Origin of the sequence: Nocardia sp. NPDC050718 (genome assembly GCF_040654235.1) — a bacterium.
In the GTDB taxonomy this organism is placed as follows: Bacteria; Actinomycetota; Actinomycetes; order Mycobacteriales; family Mycobacteriaceae; genus Nocardia.
Genome location: NZ_JBFAHQ010000013.1, coordinates 27,357 through 41,789, shown reverse-complemented (window position 1 = coordinate 41,789; position 14,433 = coordinate 27,357). Strand labels below are relative to the sequence as shown.

The window sequence follows — 14,433 nt, the reverse complement described above, 5'->3', positions numbered from 1 at the left end:
GGTCAGGGGATGACCGCTGTACCGCCGCGCCCGAAACACCTCGACTCCCCGAGCCTGCCCACGATCTTCAAGTACATGGGTAAGACGCAGGTGTGGGTCTACCGGCGCACCGGCGGCCGGATCGGCGCGAAATGGCGGGTCGGCGCGGGCTTCCGCAAGCCGGTCCCCACCCTGCTGCTCGACCACCGCGGCCGCAAGTCCGGCGTCGACTACACCACCCCGCTGCTCTACCTCGTCGACGGCCCCGACACCGTCGTCGTCGCCTCCCAGGGCGGCCTGCCCAAACACCCGCAGTGGTACCACAACCTGCGCGCCGCCCCCGACACCCACATCCAGATCGGCCGCGACCGCCACCCGGTCCGCGCGCGCACCGCCGACCCCGCCGAACGCGCCCGCCTGTGGCCCCTGCTCGTCGACGCCTACGCCGACTTCGAGCACTACCAGGCCTGGACCGACCGCGAGATCCCGGTCGTCATCCTCGAACCCCGCTGATCACGGGGTGATCGGGACCTGCCCGGCTACCCGCGTCCGGCGCGGGCGGTGGCGGCGTGGACAGCGGCGAGGTAGCCGAACACCATCGCGGGGCCGATGGTCGCGCCGGGGCCCGCGTAGGTGTGACCCATGACCGGTGCGCTGGTGTTCCCCGCCGCGTAGAGGCCGTCGATGGCCGCGCCGTCGTCGCGCAGGACCCGGCCGTGGGTGTCGATGCGCAGGCCGCCCTTGGTGCCGAGGTCGCCGGGGACGAGCTGGGCGGCGTAGAAGGGGCCGGTGTCGAGGGCGCCGAGGTTGGGATTCGGGCGCTGACGGGGGTCGCCGTAGTAGCGGTCGTAGGCACTGGTGCCGCGGCCGTAGTCCGCGTCGACGCCGGTGCGAGCGAAGTGGTTGAACCGGGTGACGGTGGCGTCGAGGCGGTCGGCCGGTACGCCGATCTTGTCCGCGAGTTCGCCGATGGTGCCTGCGCGGGTGAGGATCCCGGCGTCGAACCAGCGCCGGGGCAGCGGTGCGCGCGGGGGGAGGCCGGCGAAGAGATAGCGATTGCGGTAGCGCTGGTCGAAGATCAGCCAGGCGGGCAGATTCTCGGCCGGGCCGTCGCCTCGGCCGTGGGGCCCGCCGTACATGCGATGGGTCGCTTCCACGTAGGGCAGCGACTCGTTCATGAACCGCTCCGCGCGGTCGTTGACGATGAGGCTGCCCGGCAGATTGCGTTCGGACACGCAGAAGAACGGCGTGCGTGGCAGCGGTATCGACGGACCCCACCAGGCATCGTCGAGGAAGGCGGTGGCCGCTCCGACGGCTTGGCCGGCGCGGATGCCGTCGCCGGTGTTGGCGGCCGCGCCCACGGTCCAGTCCGTGCCGATGGGCTCGCGCTGGTACTGCTTGCGCATGGTGTCGCTGTGCTCGAAACCGCCACAGGCGAGAATCACGCCACAGCGCGCACCGACCACCTGCTCGGCGCCGTGGCGGCGGACGACGGCACCGACGACCCGGTCATCGGCGACGGCCAGTTCGACCAGTGCGGTGTCCAGGAACAGGGGTACTCCGGCGTCGCGCATCCCCTGGCGGAGCATCGCGCTCAACGCCTGGCCACGGGCGAGCAGATGCCGACCGCGCAGCAGACCACCGAGCCACCTGGCCCCGATCCGGGCCGCGCGGAACGGACTTCGCGGATTGCGCAGGCCCAGATGGATCTGCCGGAAATCGGCTTGGGTCAGGACGATGTTGCGGGGAGCGCGAAGATAGTCGGGCTCCATGGTGGCCAGCTCGCCGCCGAGACCCCGCGCGTCGAAGGGCTTCGGCTCGACCGACCGGCCACGGGCTCGGCCGCCGGGCGCTTCGGGGTAGTAGTCGCTGTAGCCGGGCACCCAGCGCATCGCCAGTGGCGTGTGGCGGGCCAGGAAGTCGAAGGCCGTCGGCCCGTGATCGAGGTAGGTGTCGAGCATCTCCGGTGCGACGGCGTCCCCGACGATGTCGGCGAGATAGGCGCGGGCGGCGTCGATATCCTCGGGCCCGGCGAGCCGGCCCAGCGCCGAGTTGCCCGGAATCCAGACGCCGCCACCGGATCGGGCTGTCGAACCACCCCAGCGGCTCGCTTTCTCCACCATGACGACCGACAGGCCGTGGCGGGCCGCGGTGATCGCGGCGGACATGCCCGCCGCGCCGGATCCGACGACCACGACATCCACGGTCTCCGGGATTACCTTGTCCTGCTGCATGTTTGCCTTCTTCTGTTCGATACGGCGAGGGGTCAGCGCGGCGCTCGCCAGCGCTCGTCGAGAACGGCGGCCACCGCCGCTTCGACGCAGACCGGCAGCGAGGCGGAGGGATTCTGCGCGCTCCGCAGCCACCGCAGGTATCCGAACTCCGCGGCCGCGAGCATCAGATGCACCAGCAGCCCGGGGCCGCTGTCGGTGCCGGGGTCGGTGTCCATCCGGTGCGCGGCCAACTCGACCAGGCGTGCCCGATGGTCCGGCGGAATCAGCGCGACCCGGTCGAGCAGATGGGGTGCCGTGGCGAAGGCGGCGCGCCACTGTTCCAGCTCCTCGATCCCCAGGGCTGTCGAGCGAGTCAGGATCGCCTGGGCCAGTGCGATGTCGGCGGGCTCCTCGTCGGGGCGGCCCTCGAGCAGCGCGGCGATCCCGGCGCCGCCCTCCCGCACCGGGTCCAGCAGCAGATCCTCCTTGCTGCGCACGTGCCGGAAGTACGTGCTCGGTGAGATCCCCGCGGCCGCCGCGATCTGCTCCGTGGTCACCTCGTCGAATCCGGACTTCGCGAACAACGCGAACGCCGCGTGCTGAATCTCGGCCCGCACCTGCCGCCGCTGCCGCTCCCGCAAAGACACCCCACACCTCCGTATCGCCGGACCATTCGTATATCGACAGTATCAACCTAGTTGACAGAGACTGTCAACTAGGTTGTAGCTGTCGATTCAGGGTCTAGGCAGGGGAAGAGGCGGGACGGTATCGATCACCCGACGCGGGGGTCCTCGGCGGTGGATTCGATGGTGGCGCCCGGGGTGTAGAACATCTCGACGAGGTGGTCGACGTCGAGATGGCGGTGCCAGTGGCCCCGCGGGACGATGGCGAATTGTCCTGCGGTGAGCGGGATGCGGTGCCGGTCGGTGTCGGTGAGGATCTCGACGGTGACGCTGCCGCGCAGCACCATCAGCAGTTCGTCGGTGTCGGGATGGAGTTCCCAGTCGGAGGACGCGAGCCCGTCGCCGTGGAACACGCAGAACTCGCCGTCGTTGAACGCGGTGATCGGGCGGAAGTCGAACGGGGGCAGGGCCGTGGCGAGGGCGAGCGGGTCGTGATTACGCATGGTGCTTCCTGTCGGTGGAGGGGAGGTCGGATTCGGTGATCAGCTCGGCGCATGCGGGTGGGTCGTCGAGCCAGGGGTTGTGGCCGCCGGGCACGACGGCCAGGTGCGCGCCGGGGATCATGGCGACGGATCGACGGGCGCGATCCGGTGGGCAGAAGACGTCGCGCGCACCCCAGACGAACAGGGCGGGAACGTCGATCCGGGCGAGCTCGGCATCGGTGAGCACGGCGTCCGGCCTGGGCACGCGGCCCTGGATGAGACGGCGCAGCAGCGCTCGGTAGGACGCGGCCTTGCCTGGGAGCCGGAGCGGGAGGCGATGCAGATCGAGCAGGTCGTCGGACATGGCGCGCGCGGTCTCCGGTCCCAGCGCCGTGGCCAGGGCGGCCCGGGCGACGAACCGCGGCGACGGCAGCCGCATGGACCATTCGTCCACCCGGCCGCGCCCGGCGGCGGCCGTCGACGCCATGGCCGGGGTGGCCCTGGTGCCGGGCAGCGCGGTCGCCGGTGCGCCGAGCAGAACCAGGCGCGTGTACCGGCCCGGCGCGTCCAGCGCGGTCCACAGCGCGAACAGGCCACCCAGTGAGCAGCCGACGAGCTGGGCGCCCGCGAGCCCGAACTCGTCCAGCACGCCGGTCAGTACCGCCACCGCCACCTCGCGGACCGGTCGGTCACTCCAGTCGTACGCGGGCGCGAGATGGTGGCCGGGCAGATCGATCAGGAGGTGGTGCCGGTCGGGGAACCGGGCGAGCAGGGGCGCGAAGGCCAGCGCCGGGGCCGCGAGACCGTTGACCCACAGGATCGGTGGGCCGGAGCCGGGGATCTCGACCGTGCGCACGGTCGGGCCGCGGTCGCGCAGCGCGAAAGTCCGTTCGGTGATCCGTAGTCCGTAGGTGGCTGCGACGCGGTGCTCGGTCGCGCGGATGCGGGCGGCGAGCGCGGTGGACGTGGTCATGACGCCACTGTCACAGCCGCCGGGGCGCGGTGTCTTGGACGAAATTTCCCGCTCAGCGCGGGGCCAGGGCGCCCGGGGTGGTTCCGGCGAACATCGCGATGTCGCGGTGGAGGTGGGACTGGTCGGTGTAGCCGCACGCGACGGCCGCGGCGGCCGCGGATTCGCCCGCGACGAGCTGGTCGAACGCGCGGCGGAAACGCACCACCATCGCGGCCCGCTTGGGGGTCACGCCGATCTGGGCGGTGAACCGCGTCCAGAGTCGCTTCTGGCTCCAGCCGGTCAGATCGACCAGCTCCCTGACCCGGACCCGGCCGCCGTGGGCGACGATCCGCTGCCAGGTCGCGGCGACCTCGGCATCCGGGTGCCTGGCCGTCGCGTGGTCGGCGAGGAAGCGGGTCGTCAGCTCGAATCGAGCGGGCCAGGTGGATGTTTCGGCGAGCTGCGCCCGCAGCCGGTCGACCGACGACCCCCAGAGGTCCTCGATGCCGAGCACCGTGCCGGTGATGTCGGGTGGCGCGATGCCGAGCAGGGAGTAGGCGAGGGTCGGCGGCATGCGGAGCTCGACACAGTCGACCCGGTCCGACCGGACCTGGTGGGTGCCCGGCGCGATCCCGGCGACGAGGCCGTCCACGCCGCGCGCGTCCGCGGTGGTGAATCCGCTCTCGCCGATCTGGACGACCACCGTGACCGCGGGGAGCGCGACGATCCGCAGGTCCGGTCCGCCGCCGCCACCGTCACGAAAACCGGACAGCGACAGCCCTTTCCACACCGGCGAGGCGGCCCGCACCAGCTCCCAGCCGCCGTCCAGCTCGTGGTCGGACATGATCGGTCGCACTTGTCGAGCGTAGGAGCGCGGTTCGGCTTCCCGCAATGGCGCCCGCGTCATCCGGTGAACGGTGTCCGGCCGTTCGCGCAGGTGGTCCCGGCTGCCGGGAGCTGGAGGTCGACGAGATAGCGCCGGGTCAGGTCGGTGACGCAGTCGCCGTCCGGTTCGTGTCCGTAGCCGTCGGTGACCACGACCAAGCGCGCGTCGCCCATCGCCGCGGCGGCACGCTGGGCGCCGGGGAGCGGCGTGGCCGGGTCGAAACGGTTGTTCACCAGCAGCGGCGGGACGGTGGCGTGCTGGGTCCACGGACCGGTGTAGCGCTGGGGATAGCCGTCGGTGGGGGCGGGCCAGGTGGCGCACGGCTGGCGGAGATAGAGCCAGAACGGGCCGTAGACGGGCGCGGTTTCGGCGGATTCGGCGGCGAATTCCGGCCAGCGCAGGGGTTGCCGGGGGAGGGCGTTGTCCGCGCAGGAGATGGCGACGAACGAGTCGAGGAAGTCACCGGTCGAGGCGATCGTGGTCAGCACCTGCCGCACCACGGCGGGATTCCCGGCGGGGCCCCGCTCGAGTTCGGTCAGCAGAGTCGCGAGGGCGGGCCATCCCAGGCTCGCGTCGTAGAGCAGCATGGCGTGTGCCTGGACGAGCTCGCTGTAGGTCACCGGCACGGTCGCCGCCCCCTCGCCGACCCGGATCGGCGCCACCTTCGCCCGGTCGAGCAGGGCCGTGTCGCGGGCGCGCAGGTCCGCGATCGAGGATGCGTCCGTGGCGAAGGCGCAGCGTAGCGGACCGGCCGCCGCGCACAGGCGCAGGAACTCACCGAGCACCTCCTCGGTGCCGGTCGCGGTGGCGTCGATGACGGCGCGGGTGTCGGTGGTGTACGGCGCGGGGTCGAGGATCGAGGAGAGCTGCAGCGCGCGAACGCGATCGGCGAACAGCGCGCCGTAGACGGTGCCGAGGTAGCTGGCGTAGGAGCCACCCTGGTAGGTCAGGGTCGGGTCGCCGACGGCACGCCGGAGGAGATCGAGATCGCGGGCGGCGTCCACGGTGGTGAGGTGGGCGATCAGCTCGCCGTCGTGGCGCAGGCATCCTTCCGCGAGCCGTCCGCTCGCGTCCGTGGTGGCCGCCTGCTGCGCGGTGCCGACGGGCGGCAGCGCCAGGGTGTGCCAGAAGTCTTGCTGGGCAGTGGAATCCGGGAAACAGCGGACGGTGGAACTGCGCCCGACCCCGCGCTGATCGAAGGTGACCACATCGAAGCGCCTGCTCAGCTCGCCGGGGAACATCTCGCCCTTCGCCGCCCACTCGACGCCGGAGCCACCGGGTCCGCCCGCCGCGGTGAACAACGTGCCGATGCGCTGGGCGGGGTCGCCCGCGGGCTGGCGGACCACCGCGAGTTCCAGGTGCCGTCCCGTGGGGTTCGCGTAGTCGAGCGGCACCGCCACCCGGGCGCAGTCCTTGCCCCGCAACGACTCCTCCGGGCACGGCGCCCATGCGATCCGGGGTGTCGGCACGGCATCGGCCTGCGCCACCAGCTCGGTGACCGCGGCGACCGGCTCGGGCGGCCGCTCGGCGGCGACGCAGCCACCGACAACGGGAGCCAGCGCGACCAGGACACCGCAGACCAGCGATTTCGAAGTGACCATACCGATCATCTTCACGGCGTCCCGGGCGTGGTGTCGTCACCCGTTCGATGGAGGCGAACCCTGAAACCGGTCAGGGTTCAGCCGTCGAGGCGGGCGCGATCGGCGGCCTCGGTGCCCGCCTCCCACCCTTCGGCGCTGCGAATGGTGATGCCGCGCGAGCGAGTGGTGGGGAAGTAGGTCGACAACGCCGTCTCGACGCGGTGATCGTGGGTGGCCAGCAGCGGGAGCAGGGTGGCGCGGTCGGCGGCTTCGGCGACGGTGGCGGCCGCGGCGGTGGTGAGGCGGTCGCCGATCCGGGTGGCGTAGGCGGTGAGGAAGGCCTTGCGATAGGCGCGGGAGCGGGAGTCACCGGCCGTCGACGGGGTGTCGATCATCGCGCGGGTGGCTTGGACGAGCAGCGAGGTCGACAGGAGTTCGACGGCGTCGAGGTCGGGGTCGTCGCCGACGACGGTGACGAAGTCCCAGTCGGCGACGAAGATCGCGCGACAGCGGTTGGCCCGCGCGACCAGGTCGATGAGCAGGGCTTTGGCCTCGGTGTAGGGGGTGTCGAGCCAGAGGCGGCGGGCGCCGGGCAGGTCGGCGTCGACGGCGGGCACCGCCAGCAGGACGCGGTCGATCGCGTACTTGGTCATCAGTTCCTGGGCCTTGGCCGAGAGGGTCTCGGCCTCCTCTGGGAAGGCGGTGGACTCGGCCTTGGCGAGCAGGCCGCGGACCCGGCCGAGGGCCTTCTCGTCGACGGCGGGCCGCGCGCCCCGTTGCCGCTGCGCGGTGCCGGGCAGTGGCCGGATCGGCTCCAGTTTCGGCAGCCGCAGCAGGAGCGCGAGGGCGTCGAGGACGGTGGTCACGGCTTCGGCGCCGGTGAGCAGCGCGCGATCGGCCCAGGGGATCAGGTGCGGCGGCGTCCACCAGACGGTGGCGCCGAGGTCGTCGAGCTGGGCCTGCCAGATCTCGTCGACGGTGTCGTCGGCGAACGCGGCGCGATGGTCGGCCATCAGATCGGTCAGATAGCCGACCGCGAACTCGTCGAGGCGGCGACGCGCGGCCTGGTGGACATCGCTCGGCAGCCAGCCGAAGTCGAAGGCGCGGGCGATGATTCGCCGGCTCGCCCGCTCGACCCCCGCCGCCACCTCCGGGCGCACCCGGTCCGGGCCTGCCAGCTGCTCGGCGAAGTGCCGGACCCCGGCCGTGTCGCCCTGGGCCGCGGCCATGGCGGCTGTCGCGATCGCCTCCGCGAGCCGCTCCGGATCGGTCAGGGTGTCGGCGTCGAGCACCGGCCCGGTGGCGGGCACGGCCCGGCGTCCGGTGCGGCGTCGCCGATTCTGTTTGCCCACGGTGTCCGGGCGTCCTCTCCTTCGTGGCGCCGCTCGGGCGGCGCGCGGTGACGGTGCGGCCGGTCGGCGGCCATCGTCCCATTGTCCCGGCGTCCCGACGGGCCGGACGGCACGGGCTACGCCCCGGTGTGCCGATCGATTGCGGGGCCACGAGCGGACAGACCCGTCGGAATGTATTTCGCTCCCGTGCACCGGAATCCGGGAACCCGGCGTCGGATCGGGCCCTACAGTGATCGACATGAGCTATCGGGGGATGCTGGCCGCGGAACGTGCCGAGCTGATCGAACTCCTACGTGGACTGACCGAGCAGGAGTGGGAGACACCGTCGCTGTGCGCGGGGTGGCGGGTGCGCGACGTGGTCGGTCACCTGCTGACCGACACGCTCGGCCCACTCGACTACGCGGCCGCCGCGGCCCGCCATCGCGGGTCCGTCGACCGGATCAACAACGCGCTCGCGGCCTCGTTCGCGGGCCTGCCGACCGCGCAGCTGGTGCACATGTTCGAGCACGAGTCGGGCAGGCTGTCGCGGTTCTCGCCGCGCCTGATGCTCTCCGACCTGCTGGTGCACCAGCAGGACATCCGGCGGCCGCTGCGCCGCCCGCGCACCATCGCCCCCGATCGCCTGATTGCGGTGCTGTCCTACCCGGATCCCTTCGCCTTCCCGGGCAAACGGACCAAGGGGCTGCGGTTCATCGCCACCGATGTGGACTGGGCCTGGGGCGACGGACCCGAGGTCCGCGGGCCCGGCGAGGCCATCGCGCTGGCCGTGGTCGGCCGCAGTGTCGTCCTCGACGAGCTCACCGGCGGTGGCGTCCCGGAACTGCGTCGCCGCTGTTGCTGAACCCGGTCGGCGTGACACGGGCCTCAGGGGCGTGGACCGGTGCGGAGATCGACAGTCCGGACCTACTAGTCTGATCCCGTGAGTCTTGTGCTGTTGCCCGCCGTCGATGTCGCCAATGGGGAGGCCGTGCGCCTCGTGCAGGGAGAGGCCGGTAGCGAAACCAGCTACGGGTCGCCCCGCGACGCGGCGCTGGCGTGGCAGCAGGCCGGCGCCGAGTGGGTCCATCTGGTCGACCTGGACGCGGCCTTCGGCAAGGGCAGCAACCGGGAGCTGATCGCGCAGGTCGTCGGGGAACTCGACGTCAAGGTCGAACTGTCCGGCGGCATCCGCGACGACGCCTCCCTGGAAGCGGCGCTGGCCACCGGGTGCGCGCGGGTGAACATCGGCACCGCCGCGATCGAGAACCCGCAGTGGTGCGCCCGCGTGCTCGGCGAGTACGGCGACCGGATCGCGGTCGGGCTCGACGTCAAGCAGATCGACGGGGAGTGGCGGCTGCGCGGCCGCGGCTGGGTGACCGACGGCGGTGACCTGTGGGAGGCGCTCGAGCGGCTCGAACGCGACGGCTGCGCGCGCTACGTGGTGACCGACGTCTCCAAGGACGGCACGCTGACCGGCCCCAACCTGGAACTGCTGAGCGAGGTCGCCAACGCCGCCGACGCGCCGGTCGTCGCCTCCGGCGGCATCTCGGTGCTCGACGACCTGGTGGCCATCGCCGGGCTGGCCGAGGAGGGCGTGGAGGGCGCGATCATCGGCAAGGCGCTGTACGCGGGCCGGTTCACGCTGCCCGAGGCCCTGGCCGCGGTGCGCTGACACCGACGATGACCGCCGCACCGAGCACCGCCGAACTGACCGACCTGCTGGCCGTCGCCACCCAGGTCCTGGACGGGGTCGTCCCGCGCTTCGTCGAGGGCATCGGTGCGCCGAGCGCGGTCGCCAAGGGCCGCAACGACTTCGCCACCGAACTCGATCTGGAGCTGGAACGCACCATCTCCGCCGAACTCCAGCAGCGCACCGGGATCGCCGTGCACGGCGAGGAATTCGGCGGCCCGGCGCTCACCTCCGGCACGGCCTGGGTGCTCGACCCGATCGACGGCACCTTCAACTACTCCTCCGGCCACCCCATGTCGGGCACCCTGCTGGCGCTCGTGCACGAGGGCGAACCCGTGCTCGGCCTGACCTGGCTGCCGCTGCTCGGCCGCCGGTACGCGGCGGTCCAGGGTGGCCCGGTGTTCCTGGACGGCGTCGCGCTGCCGCCGCTGCGCCCCGGCAGGCTGGCCGACGCGATGATCGGCTTCGGCGCGTTCAACGTCGACTCGGCGGGCCGCATCCCCGGCCAGTTCCGGTTCGACCTGCTCGGCGCGCTCAGCAGGCTGTCCTCGCGGGTGCGCATGCACGGCTCCACCGGCATCGACCTGGCCTTCACCGCCTCGGGCGTGCTCGGCGGCGCGGTCGTGTTCGGGCATCATCCGTGGGACAACGCGGCCGGTGTCGCGCTGGTACGGGCCGCAGGCGGCGTGGTCACCGACCTGGCGGGCGCGCCGTGGACGATCACCTCGGGGTCGGTGCTGGCCGCCGCGCCCGGCGTCCACGCCGAACTCCTGGAAATGATTTGCACGGTCAGCGAAGAGGAACGAGGCTGAACACCATGACACCGCGCACCGACGAACGGCCGGACACCGCGGCGCCGAGCACGCTGGCCGTCCGGGTGATCCCGTGCCTGGACGTCGACGCGGGCCGGGTGGTCAAGGGCGTCAACTTCCAGAACCTGCGCGACGCGGGCGACCCGGTGGAACTGGCCGCCACCTACGACGCCCAGGGCGCCGACGAACTCACCTTCCTCGACGTCACCGCCTCCACCGGCGATCGCGGGACCATGCTCGACGTGGTGACCAGGACCGCCGAGCAGATCTTCATCCCGCTCACCGTCGGTGGCGGCGTGCGCACCGTCGAGGATGTCGACCGGCTGCTGCGCGCCGGCGCGGACAAGGTGTCGGTGAACACCGCCGCCATCGCCCGCCCCGAAGTGCTCTCGGAGATGTCGCAGCGGTTCGGCTCGCAGTGCATCGTGCTCTCCGTCGACGCGCGCACCGTGCCGGACGGTCAGCCCGACACCCCGTCCGGCTGGGAGGTCACCACCCACGGCGGCAAGCGCGGCACCGGCATCGACGCGGTCGAATGGGCCATCCGCGGCGCCGAACTGGGCGTCGGCGAGATCCTGCTGAACTCGATGGACGCCGACGGCACCAAGGCCGGTTTCGACCTGCCGATGATCGCCGCCGTCCGGGCCGCGGTGCGGGTGCCGGTGATCGCCAGCGGCGGCGCGGGTGCGGTCGCGCACTTCCCGCCCGCCGTGCACGCGGGCGCCGACGCGGTGCTGGCCGCGAGCGTCTTCCACTTCGGCGATCTCACCATCGGCCAGGTCAAGGACGCCATGCGCACCGACGGGATCACCGTCCGCTGAGCTCGTGACCGCGCGCTGGGTGCGATTGGAATCAGCGTGCGCGGATCGCGATGAATTCCGTTGCGGCCCGGGTTGTTCCTCGGGTGAGCATCGGAATCGCGTTGTCCCCGTTCGCCCTCGATCAGTCCGGCAATGCCGTGGACGCGGCCGTCGACCTCGGGCGGACCGCCGCCGCGGCCGGGCTGAGCTCGGTGTGGCTCGGCCAGACCTTCTCCCACGACTCGCTGCTGGTGGCGGCGCTGATCGGCCGCGAGGTCCCCGGGCTACAGGTCGGCACCTCGGTGGTTCCGGTGCCGGGCAGGCACCCGCTGCTGGTGGCGAGTCAGGCGCAGACCGCGCAGGCGGCCACCGGCGGACGATTCACGCTGGGCCTCGGCCTGGGTGCTCGGGACCTGTCCGAGCGCGCCTTCGGCGGCCCGTTCGATCGCCCGGCGACCCGGCTGCGCGAATTCCTCACGGCGCTGCGCTCGGTCCTCGACACCGGCGCGGTCGACTTCCAGGGCGAGACCCTGACCGCGGCCACCCCGATGCCCGCCACGGTCGCGGGCGCGGCGCCCACCGTGCCGGTGCTGGTCGCGGCCATGGGACCGCAGGCGTTGCGGGCCACCGGCGAATTGGCCGACGGAACGCTGCCGTTCCTGGTCGGCCCCGAGGCGCTGGCCGAGCACATCGTCGCGCCGCTGACGGCCGCGGCGGCGGGCGCGGGCAGACCCCGGCCGCGCGTCGTCGCGCTCGTCCCCGGTGTGGTCACCGCGGACGTGGCCGCCGCCCGCACCGCCGCCGAGGCGACAACCGCCTTCTACGACAGTATTCCGTCGTATCGCCGGGTGATCGAGCTGTCCGGCGCGCAGCGCGCGTCCGACCTGGTGGTGTACGGCGACGAGGAGACCGTGGCCGCGCGGGTGGCCGACTACTTCGCGGCGGGCGCGACCGAGGTGGTGTTCTCCCAGACCGACCTGACCACCCCCGAGGATCAGCAGCGCACCTGGCGGCTCCTCGGCGATCTCAACCGGGCGCGCTGACCGGCTCTGAGCGCCGGTACCCGAACCGGTCTACAGGCCCATCTCGGCGGCGATGATGGTGCGCAGCACATCGCTGCTGCCGCCCTGGAGCCGATCGATGCGATGGTCGGCGTAGAGCCGGGCGATCGGGGAATCGGTGAGATAGCCCGCGCCGCCGTGCAATTGCAGGCAGCGGTCGATCACCCGGCCCGCCGTCTCGGTGGCGAACAGCTTGGCCGAGGCGGCGTGCGCGGCGCCGAGTTCGCCCCGGTCGTGCGCGGCCAGCGCGCGGTCGACCACCGCCTCGACCGCGTCGACCTCGCTCTGACAGGCGGCCAGCTCGAATTTCGTGTTCTGGAAGGCCGACACGGGCTGGGTGAAGGCGACGCGTTCGGTGGTGTGCAGGCGCGCGAACCGGATCGCGGCCTTGGCCTGGGCATAGGCGCCGACGGCGATCCCGAGGCGTTCCCTCGGCAACTGCCCGGCGAGGTGGGCGACGGCCAGGTGCGGTGCGCCGAGGACGTCGGCGGCGGGCACCCGCACATCGGTGAAGGTGAGTTCGGCGGTGCCGCTGAGCTTGCGGCCCAGCGTGTCGAGCCGTCGGCCCACCCGGAAACCCGCGGCGGCGGTGTCGACGACCAGCAGTGACAGGCCGTAGGACGGATCGTCGGGGCGCGGCGCCGCGGTGCGCGCGCAGACGATCACCCGGTCGGCGTGCACACCACCGGCGACGTAGGTCTTCGAGCCGTTCACCACGTAGGTGGACCCGTCGACCGACAGCGGTGCGGTGGTACGCATGTCGGCCGGTTCGGCGCCGGTGCCCGGCTCGGCCACCGCCAGCGCGAACATGGTGTCGCCGGTGACGATGCCGGGCAACCACCGCGCCCGCTGCGCCGGGCTCGCCAGCGTCGTGACCAGCGGCAGGCACCGGGCGACGTGCGCGCTCGCGCCGCCGAACGACACCGCCGCCCTGGCGATCTCCTCCGCCAGCACGGTGCGGAAGCCGAACGAGGATCGCCCCGCCCCACCGAACTCGACCGGGGCCTCCAGTCCGAAGACGCCGAGTTCGCCCAGCCGGTAATAGAATTCGCGCGGCACCTGCCCGTCGTCGTACCACTTGGTGAAGCAGGGCACGACCTCGGCACCGATGAACGCGCGCATCGTCGCCCGGAACGCGGCGTGCTCGGCATCGAGAACTGTTCTGTGCATACGGGATTCCTAACCGGCCTGCGAACGGCCACGGGCCGGCCCGCCCGAGCGTGGTGCGGGCGGACCGGCGAAGCGGTGGGAAGGACTTACTTCGCGGGGGCGGGTACCGCGGGATCCTTGCAGTAGGCGCCGAGCTCGGCCGGGCACGGGGCCGTGATGGTCGAGAAGTACTGGTAGGCCGAGAACAGTGCCAGCGGCCCGCCGACCGTGATCAGCCCGACCATGGTGCCGACGGCGCCGAGGGTGGCCGCGCCGAGGACGCAGCCCGCGACGGTCGCGCCGACCCACGGGACCAGCAACACGATCACCGGGCTGGCGATGGTCGCCCCGGCCGCGCCGCCCACCAGGCAGCCGACGCCACCGCCGATCACCGCGCCGACGATCGCGGCGACCGCGCCGCCGATGCCGACCCGCTGACTGAACGCGCCCAGCGCCGCCTGATCGCGCGGGGTGAACGACTCGGCGACCTGCTTGACCGCGGCGTCGGTGCTGACCAGCTCGGTCGCCGCGGCCACCGGTGTGGCGTCCACGCGTGACGGCGTCAGGGTGGCTTTGCCGCCGTCGATGGTGGCGGCGATCGGGAACAGCTTGTCGTCCATCCGGTAGGACAGCGGCAGCGCGGCGACCGGGACGTCGGCGCCGGTGGTGAGCACCAGCTGATCGCCGACGATCTGGAGCTTGCCGTCAGTGGTGGTGACGACGGCGGCGTCGCCCTGCCTGCTGACCTCGTAGTGCACGTCGGTCTGCGCCGCCGGGTCGGCGTGGCCGGTGCCCGCGCCGACGCACAGGGCCAGCGCCGTGAGAGCGGCGGTCGCGAGAGTGGTGGACATCTTCATCGGTGATCCTCATCGATC

15 protein-coding genes are annotated in these 14,433 nt (G+C 72.4%); 6 read left to right on the top strand and 9 right to left on the bottom strand.

Annotated elements, in window-relative coordinates; all coding sequences use genetic code 11:
• The first annotated feature begins 9 nt into the window (after nt 1-9).
• The gene (locus AB0H54_RS32845; protein WP_355283233.1) at nt 10-492 is read left to right on the top strand and encodes a nitroreductase family deazaflavin-dependent oxidoreductase; all 483 of its coding nucleotides are present in this window, start codon (nt 10-12) and stop codon (nt 490-492) included.
• A gap of 26 nt (nt 493-518) precedes the next feature.
• Here the strand turns inward: AB0H54_RS32845 and kstD are convergent, their stop codons facing one another.
• The 7 genes from kstD to AB0H54_RS32810 all read right to left on the bottom strand — a co-directional run bounded on the left by kstD (nt 519) and on the right by AB0H54_RS32810 (nt 8,067).
• The gene (gene kstD, locus AB0H54_RS32840; RefSeq protein WP_357350833.1) at nt 519-2,213 is read right to left on the bottom strand and encodes a 3-oxosteroid 1-dehydrogenase; all 1,695 of its coding nucleotides are present in this window, start codon (nt 2,211-2,213) and stop codon (nt 519-521) included.
• Nucleotides 2,214-2,245: 32 nt separating this feature from the next.
• On the bottom strand, nt 2,246-2,839 hold the full coding sequence (locus tag AB0H54_RS32835) for a helix-turn-helix domain-containing protein (RefSeq protein WP_357350831.1): 594 nt from the start codon (nt 2,837-2,839) through the stop codon (nt 2,246-2,248).
• A 125-nt stretch (nt 2,840-2,964) separates the two neighbouring features.
• Nucleotides 2,965-3,318: a cupin domain-containing protein gene (locus tag AB0H54_RS32830; protein ID WP_357350829.1), complete on the bottom strand. Its 354-nt coding sequence runs from the start codon at nt 3,316-3,318 to the stop codon at nt 2,965-2,967.
• On the bottom strand, nt 3,311-4,270 hold the full coding sequence (locus AB0H54_RS32825) for an alpha/beta hydrolase (protein WP_357350827.1): 960 nt from the start codon (nt 4,268-4,270) through the stop codon (nt 3,311-3,313). Before AB0H54_RS32825 ends, AB0H54_RS32830 begins: the two co-directional genes overlap by 8 nt.
• Nucleotides 4,271-4,322: 52 nt before the next feature.
• Nucleotides 4,323-5,105 carry a helix-turn-helix domain-containing protein gene (locus AB0H54_RS32820; RefSeq protein WP_357350825.1) on the bottom strand — a complete coding sequence of 261 codons (783 nt, stop codon included), beginning with the start codon at nt 5,103-5,105 and terminating at the stop codon, nt 4,323-4,325.
• 47 nt (nt 5,106-5,152) lie between these two features.
• Nucleotides 5,153-6,736, bottom strand: a complete 1,584-nt coding sequence (locus AB0H54_RS32815) for an alpha/beta hydrolase (protein ID WP_357350823.1) — start codon at nt 6,734-6,736, stop codon at nt 5,153-5,155.
• A gap of 77 nt (nt 6,737-6,813) precedes the next feature.
• Nucleotides 6,814-8,067 carry a DUF2786 domain-containing protein gene (locus AB0H54_RS32810; RefSeq protein WP_357350821.1) on the bottom strand — a complete coding sequence of 418 codons (1,254 nt, stop codon included), beginning with the start codon at nt 8,065-8,067 and terminating at the stop codon, nt 6,814-6,816.
• Nucleotides 8,068-8,305: 238 nt separating this feature from the next.
• Between AB0H54_RS32810 and AB0H54_RS32805 the strand changes: the two genes are divergently transcribed.
• The 5 genes from AB0H54_RS32805 to AB0H54_RS32785 all read left to right on the top strand — a co-directional run bounded on the left by AB0H54_RS32805 (nt 8,306) and on the right by AB0H54_RS32785 (nt 12,391).
• Nucleotides 8,306-8,908: a maleylpyruvate isomerase family mycothiol-dependent enzyme gene (locus AB0H54_RS32805; protein ID WP_357350819.1), complete on the top strand. Its 603-nt coding sequence runs from the start codon at nt 8,306-8,308 to the stop codon at nt 8,906-8,908.
• 78 nt (nt 8,909-8,986) lie between these two features.
• Nucleotides 8,987-9,718, top strand: coding sequence for a bifunctional 1-(5-phosphoribosyl)-5-((5-phosphoribosylamino)methylideneamino)imidazole-4-carboxamide isomerase/phosphoribosylanthranilate isomerase PriA (gene priA, locus AB0H54_RS32800; RefSeq protein WP_357350817.1), 732 nt, complete (start codon nt 8,987-8,989; stop codon nt 9,716-9,718).
• Between the two features lie 8 nt (nt 9,719-9,726).
• Nucleotides 9,727-10,548, top strand: coding sequence for an inositol monophosphatase family protein (locus tag AB0H54_RS32795; RefSeq protein ID WP_355283257.1), 822 nt, complete (start codon nt 9,727-9,729; stop codon nt 10,546-10,548).
• Nucleotides 10,549-10,553: 5 nt separating this feature from the next.
• Complete coding sequence (gene hisF / locus AB0H54_RS32790) at nt 10,554-11,369, top strand: imidazole glycerol phosphate synthase subunit HisF (protein WP_355283260.1); 816 nt, start codon at nt 10,554-10,556, stop codon at nt 11,367-11,369.
• Between the two features lie 83 nt (nt 11,370-11,452).
• The gene (locus tag AB0H54_RS32785) at nt 11,453-12,391 is read left to right on the top strand and encodes a TIGR03564 family F420-dependent LLM class oxidoreductase (protein ID WP_357350814.1); all 939 of its coding nucleotides are present in this window, start codon (nt 11,453-11,455) and stop codon (nt 12,389-12,391) included.
• Nucleotides 12,392-12,421: 30 nt separating this feature from the next.
• Here the strand turns inward: AB0H54_RS32785 and AB0H54_RS32780 are convergent, their stop codons facing one another.
• A complete protein-coding gene (locus AB0H54_RS32780) occupies nt 12,422-13,579 on the bottom strand; it encodes an acyl-CoA dehydrogenase family protein (protein WP_357350812.1) in 1,158 nt (385 codons plus the stop codon).
• A gap of 86 nt (nt 13,580-13,665) precedes the next feature.
• Nucleotides 13,666-14,409 carry a hypothetical protein gene (locus tag AB0H54_RS32775; RefSeq protein ID WP_357350810.1) on the bottom strand — a complete coding sequence of 248 codons (744 nt, stop codon included), beginning with the start codon at nt 14,407-14,409 and terminating at the stop codon, nt 13,666-13,668.
• Nucleotides 14,410-14,433 lie beyond the last annotated feature (24 nt).

Bases quoted from the DNA above. Each gene is read 5' to 3' on its own strand.
- AB0H54_RS32845 (WP_355283233.1), top strand. From the start codon at position 10: ATGACCGCTGTACCGCCGCGCCCGAAACACCTCGACTCCCCGAGCCTG.
- kstD (WP_357350833.1), bottom strand. From the start codon at position 2,213: ATGCAGCAGGACAAGGTAATCCCGGAGACCGTGGATGTCGTGGTCGTC.
- AB0H54_RS32830 (WP_357350829.1), bottom strand. From the start codon at position 3,318: ATGCGTAATCACGACCCGCTCGCCCTCGCCACGGCCCTGCCCCCGTTC.
- AB0H54_RS32825 (WP_357350827.1), bottom strand. From the start codon at position 4,270: ATGACCACGTCCACCGCGCTCGCCGCCCGCATCCGCGCGACCGAGCAC.
- AB0H54_RS32815 (WP_357350823.1), bottom strand. From the start codon at position 6,736: ATGGTCACTTCGAAATCGCTGGTCTGCGGTGTCCTGGTCGCGCTGGCT.
- AB0H54_RS32805 (WP_357350819.1), top strand. From the start codon at position 8,306: ATGAGCTATCGGGGGATGCTGGCCGCGGAACGTGCCGAGCTGATCGAA.
- AB0H54_RS32795 (WP_355283257.1), top strand. From the start codon at position 9,727: ATGACCGCCGCACCGAGCACCGCCGAACTGACCGACCTGCTGGCCGTC.
- hisF (WP_355283260.1), top strand. From the start codon at position 10,554: ATGACACCGCGCACCGACGAACGGCCGGACACCGCGGCGCCGAGCACG.
- AB0H54_RS32780 (WP_357350812.1), bottom strand. From the start codon at position 13,579: ATGCACAGAACAGTTCTCGATGCCGAGCACGCCGCGTTCCGGGCGACG.
- AB0H54_RS32775 (WP_357350810.1), bottom strand. From the start codon at position 14,409: ATGTCCACCACTCTCGCGACCGCCGCTCTCACGGCGCTGGCCCTGTGC.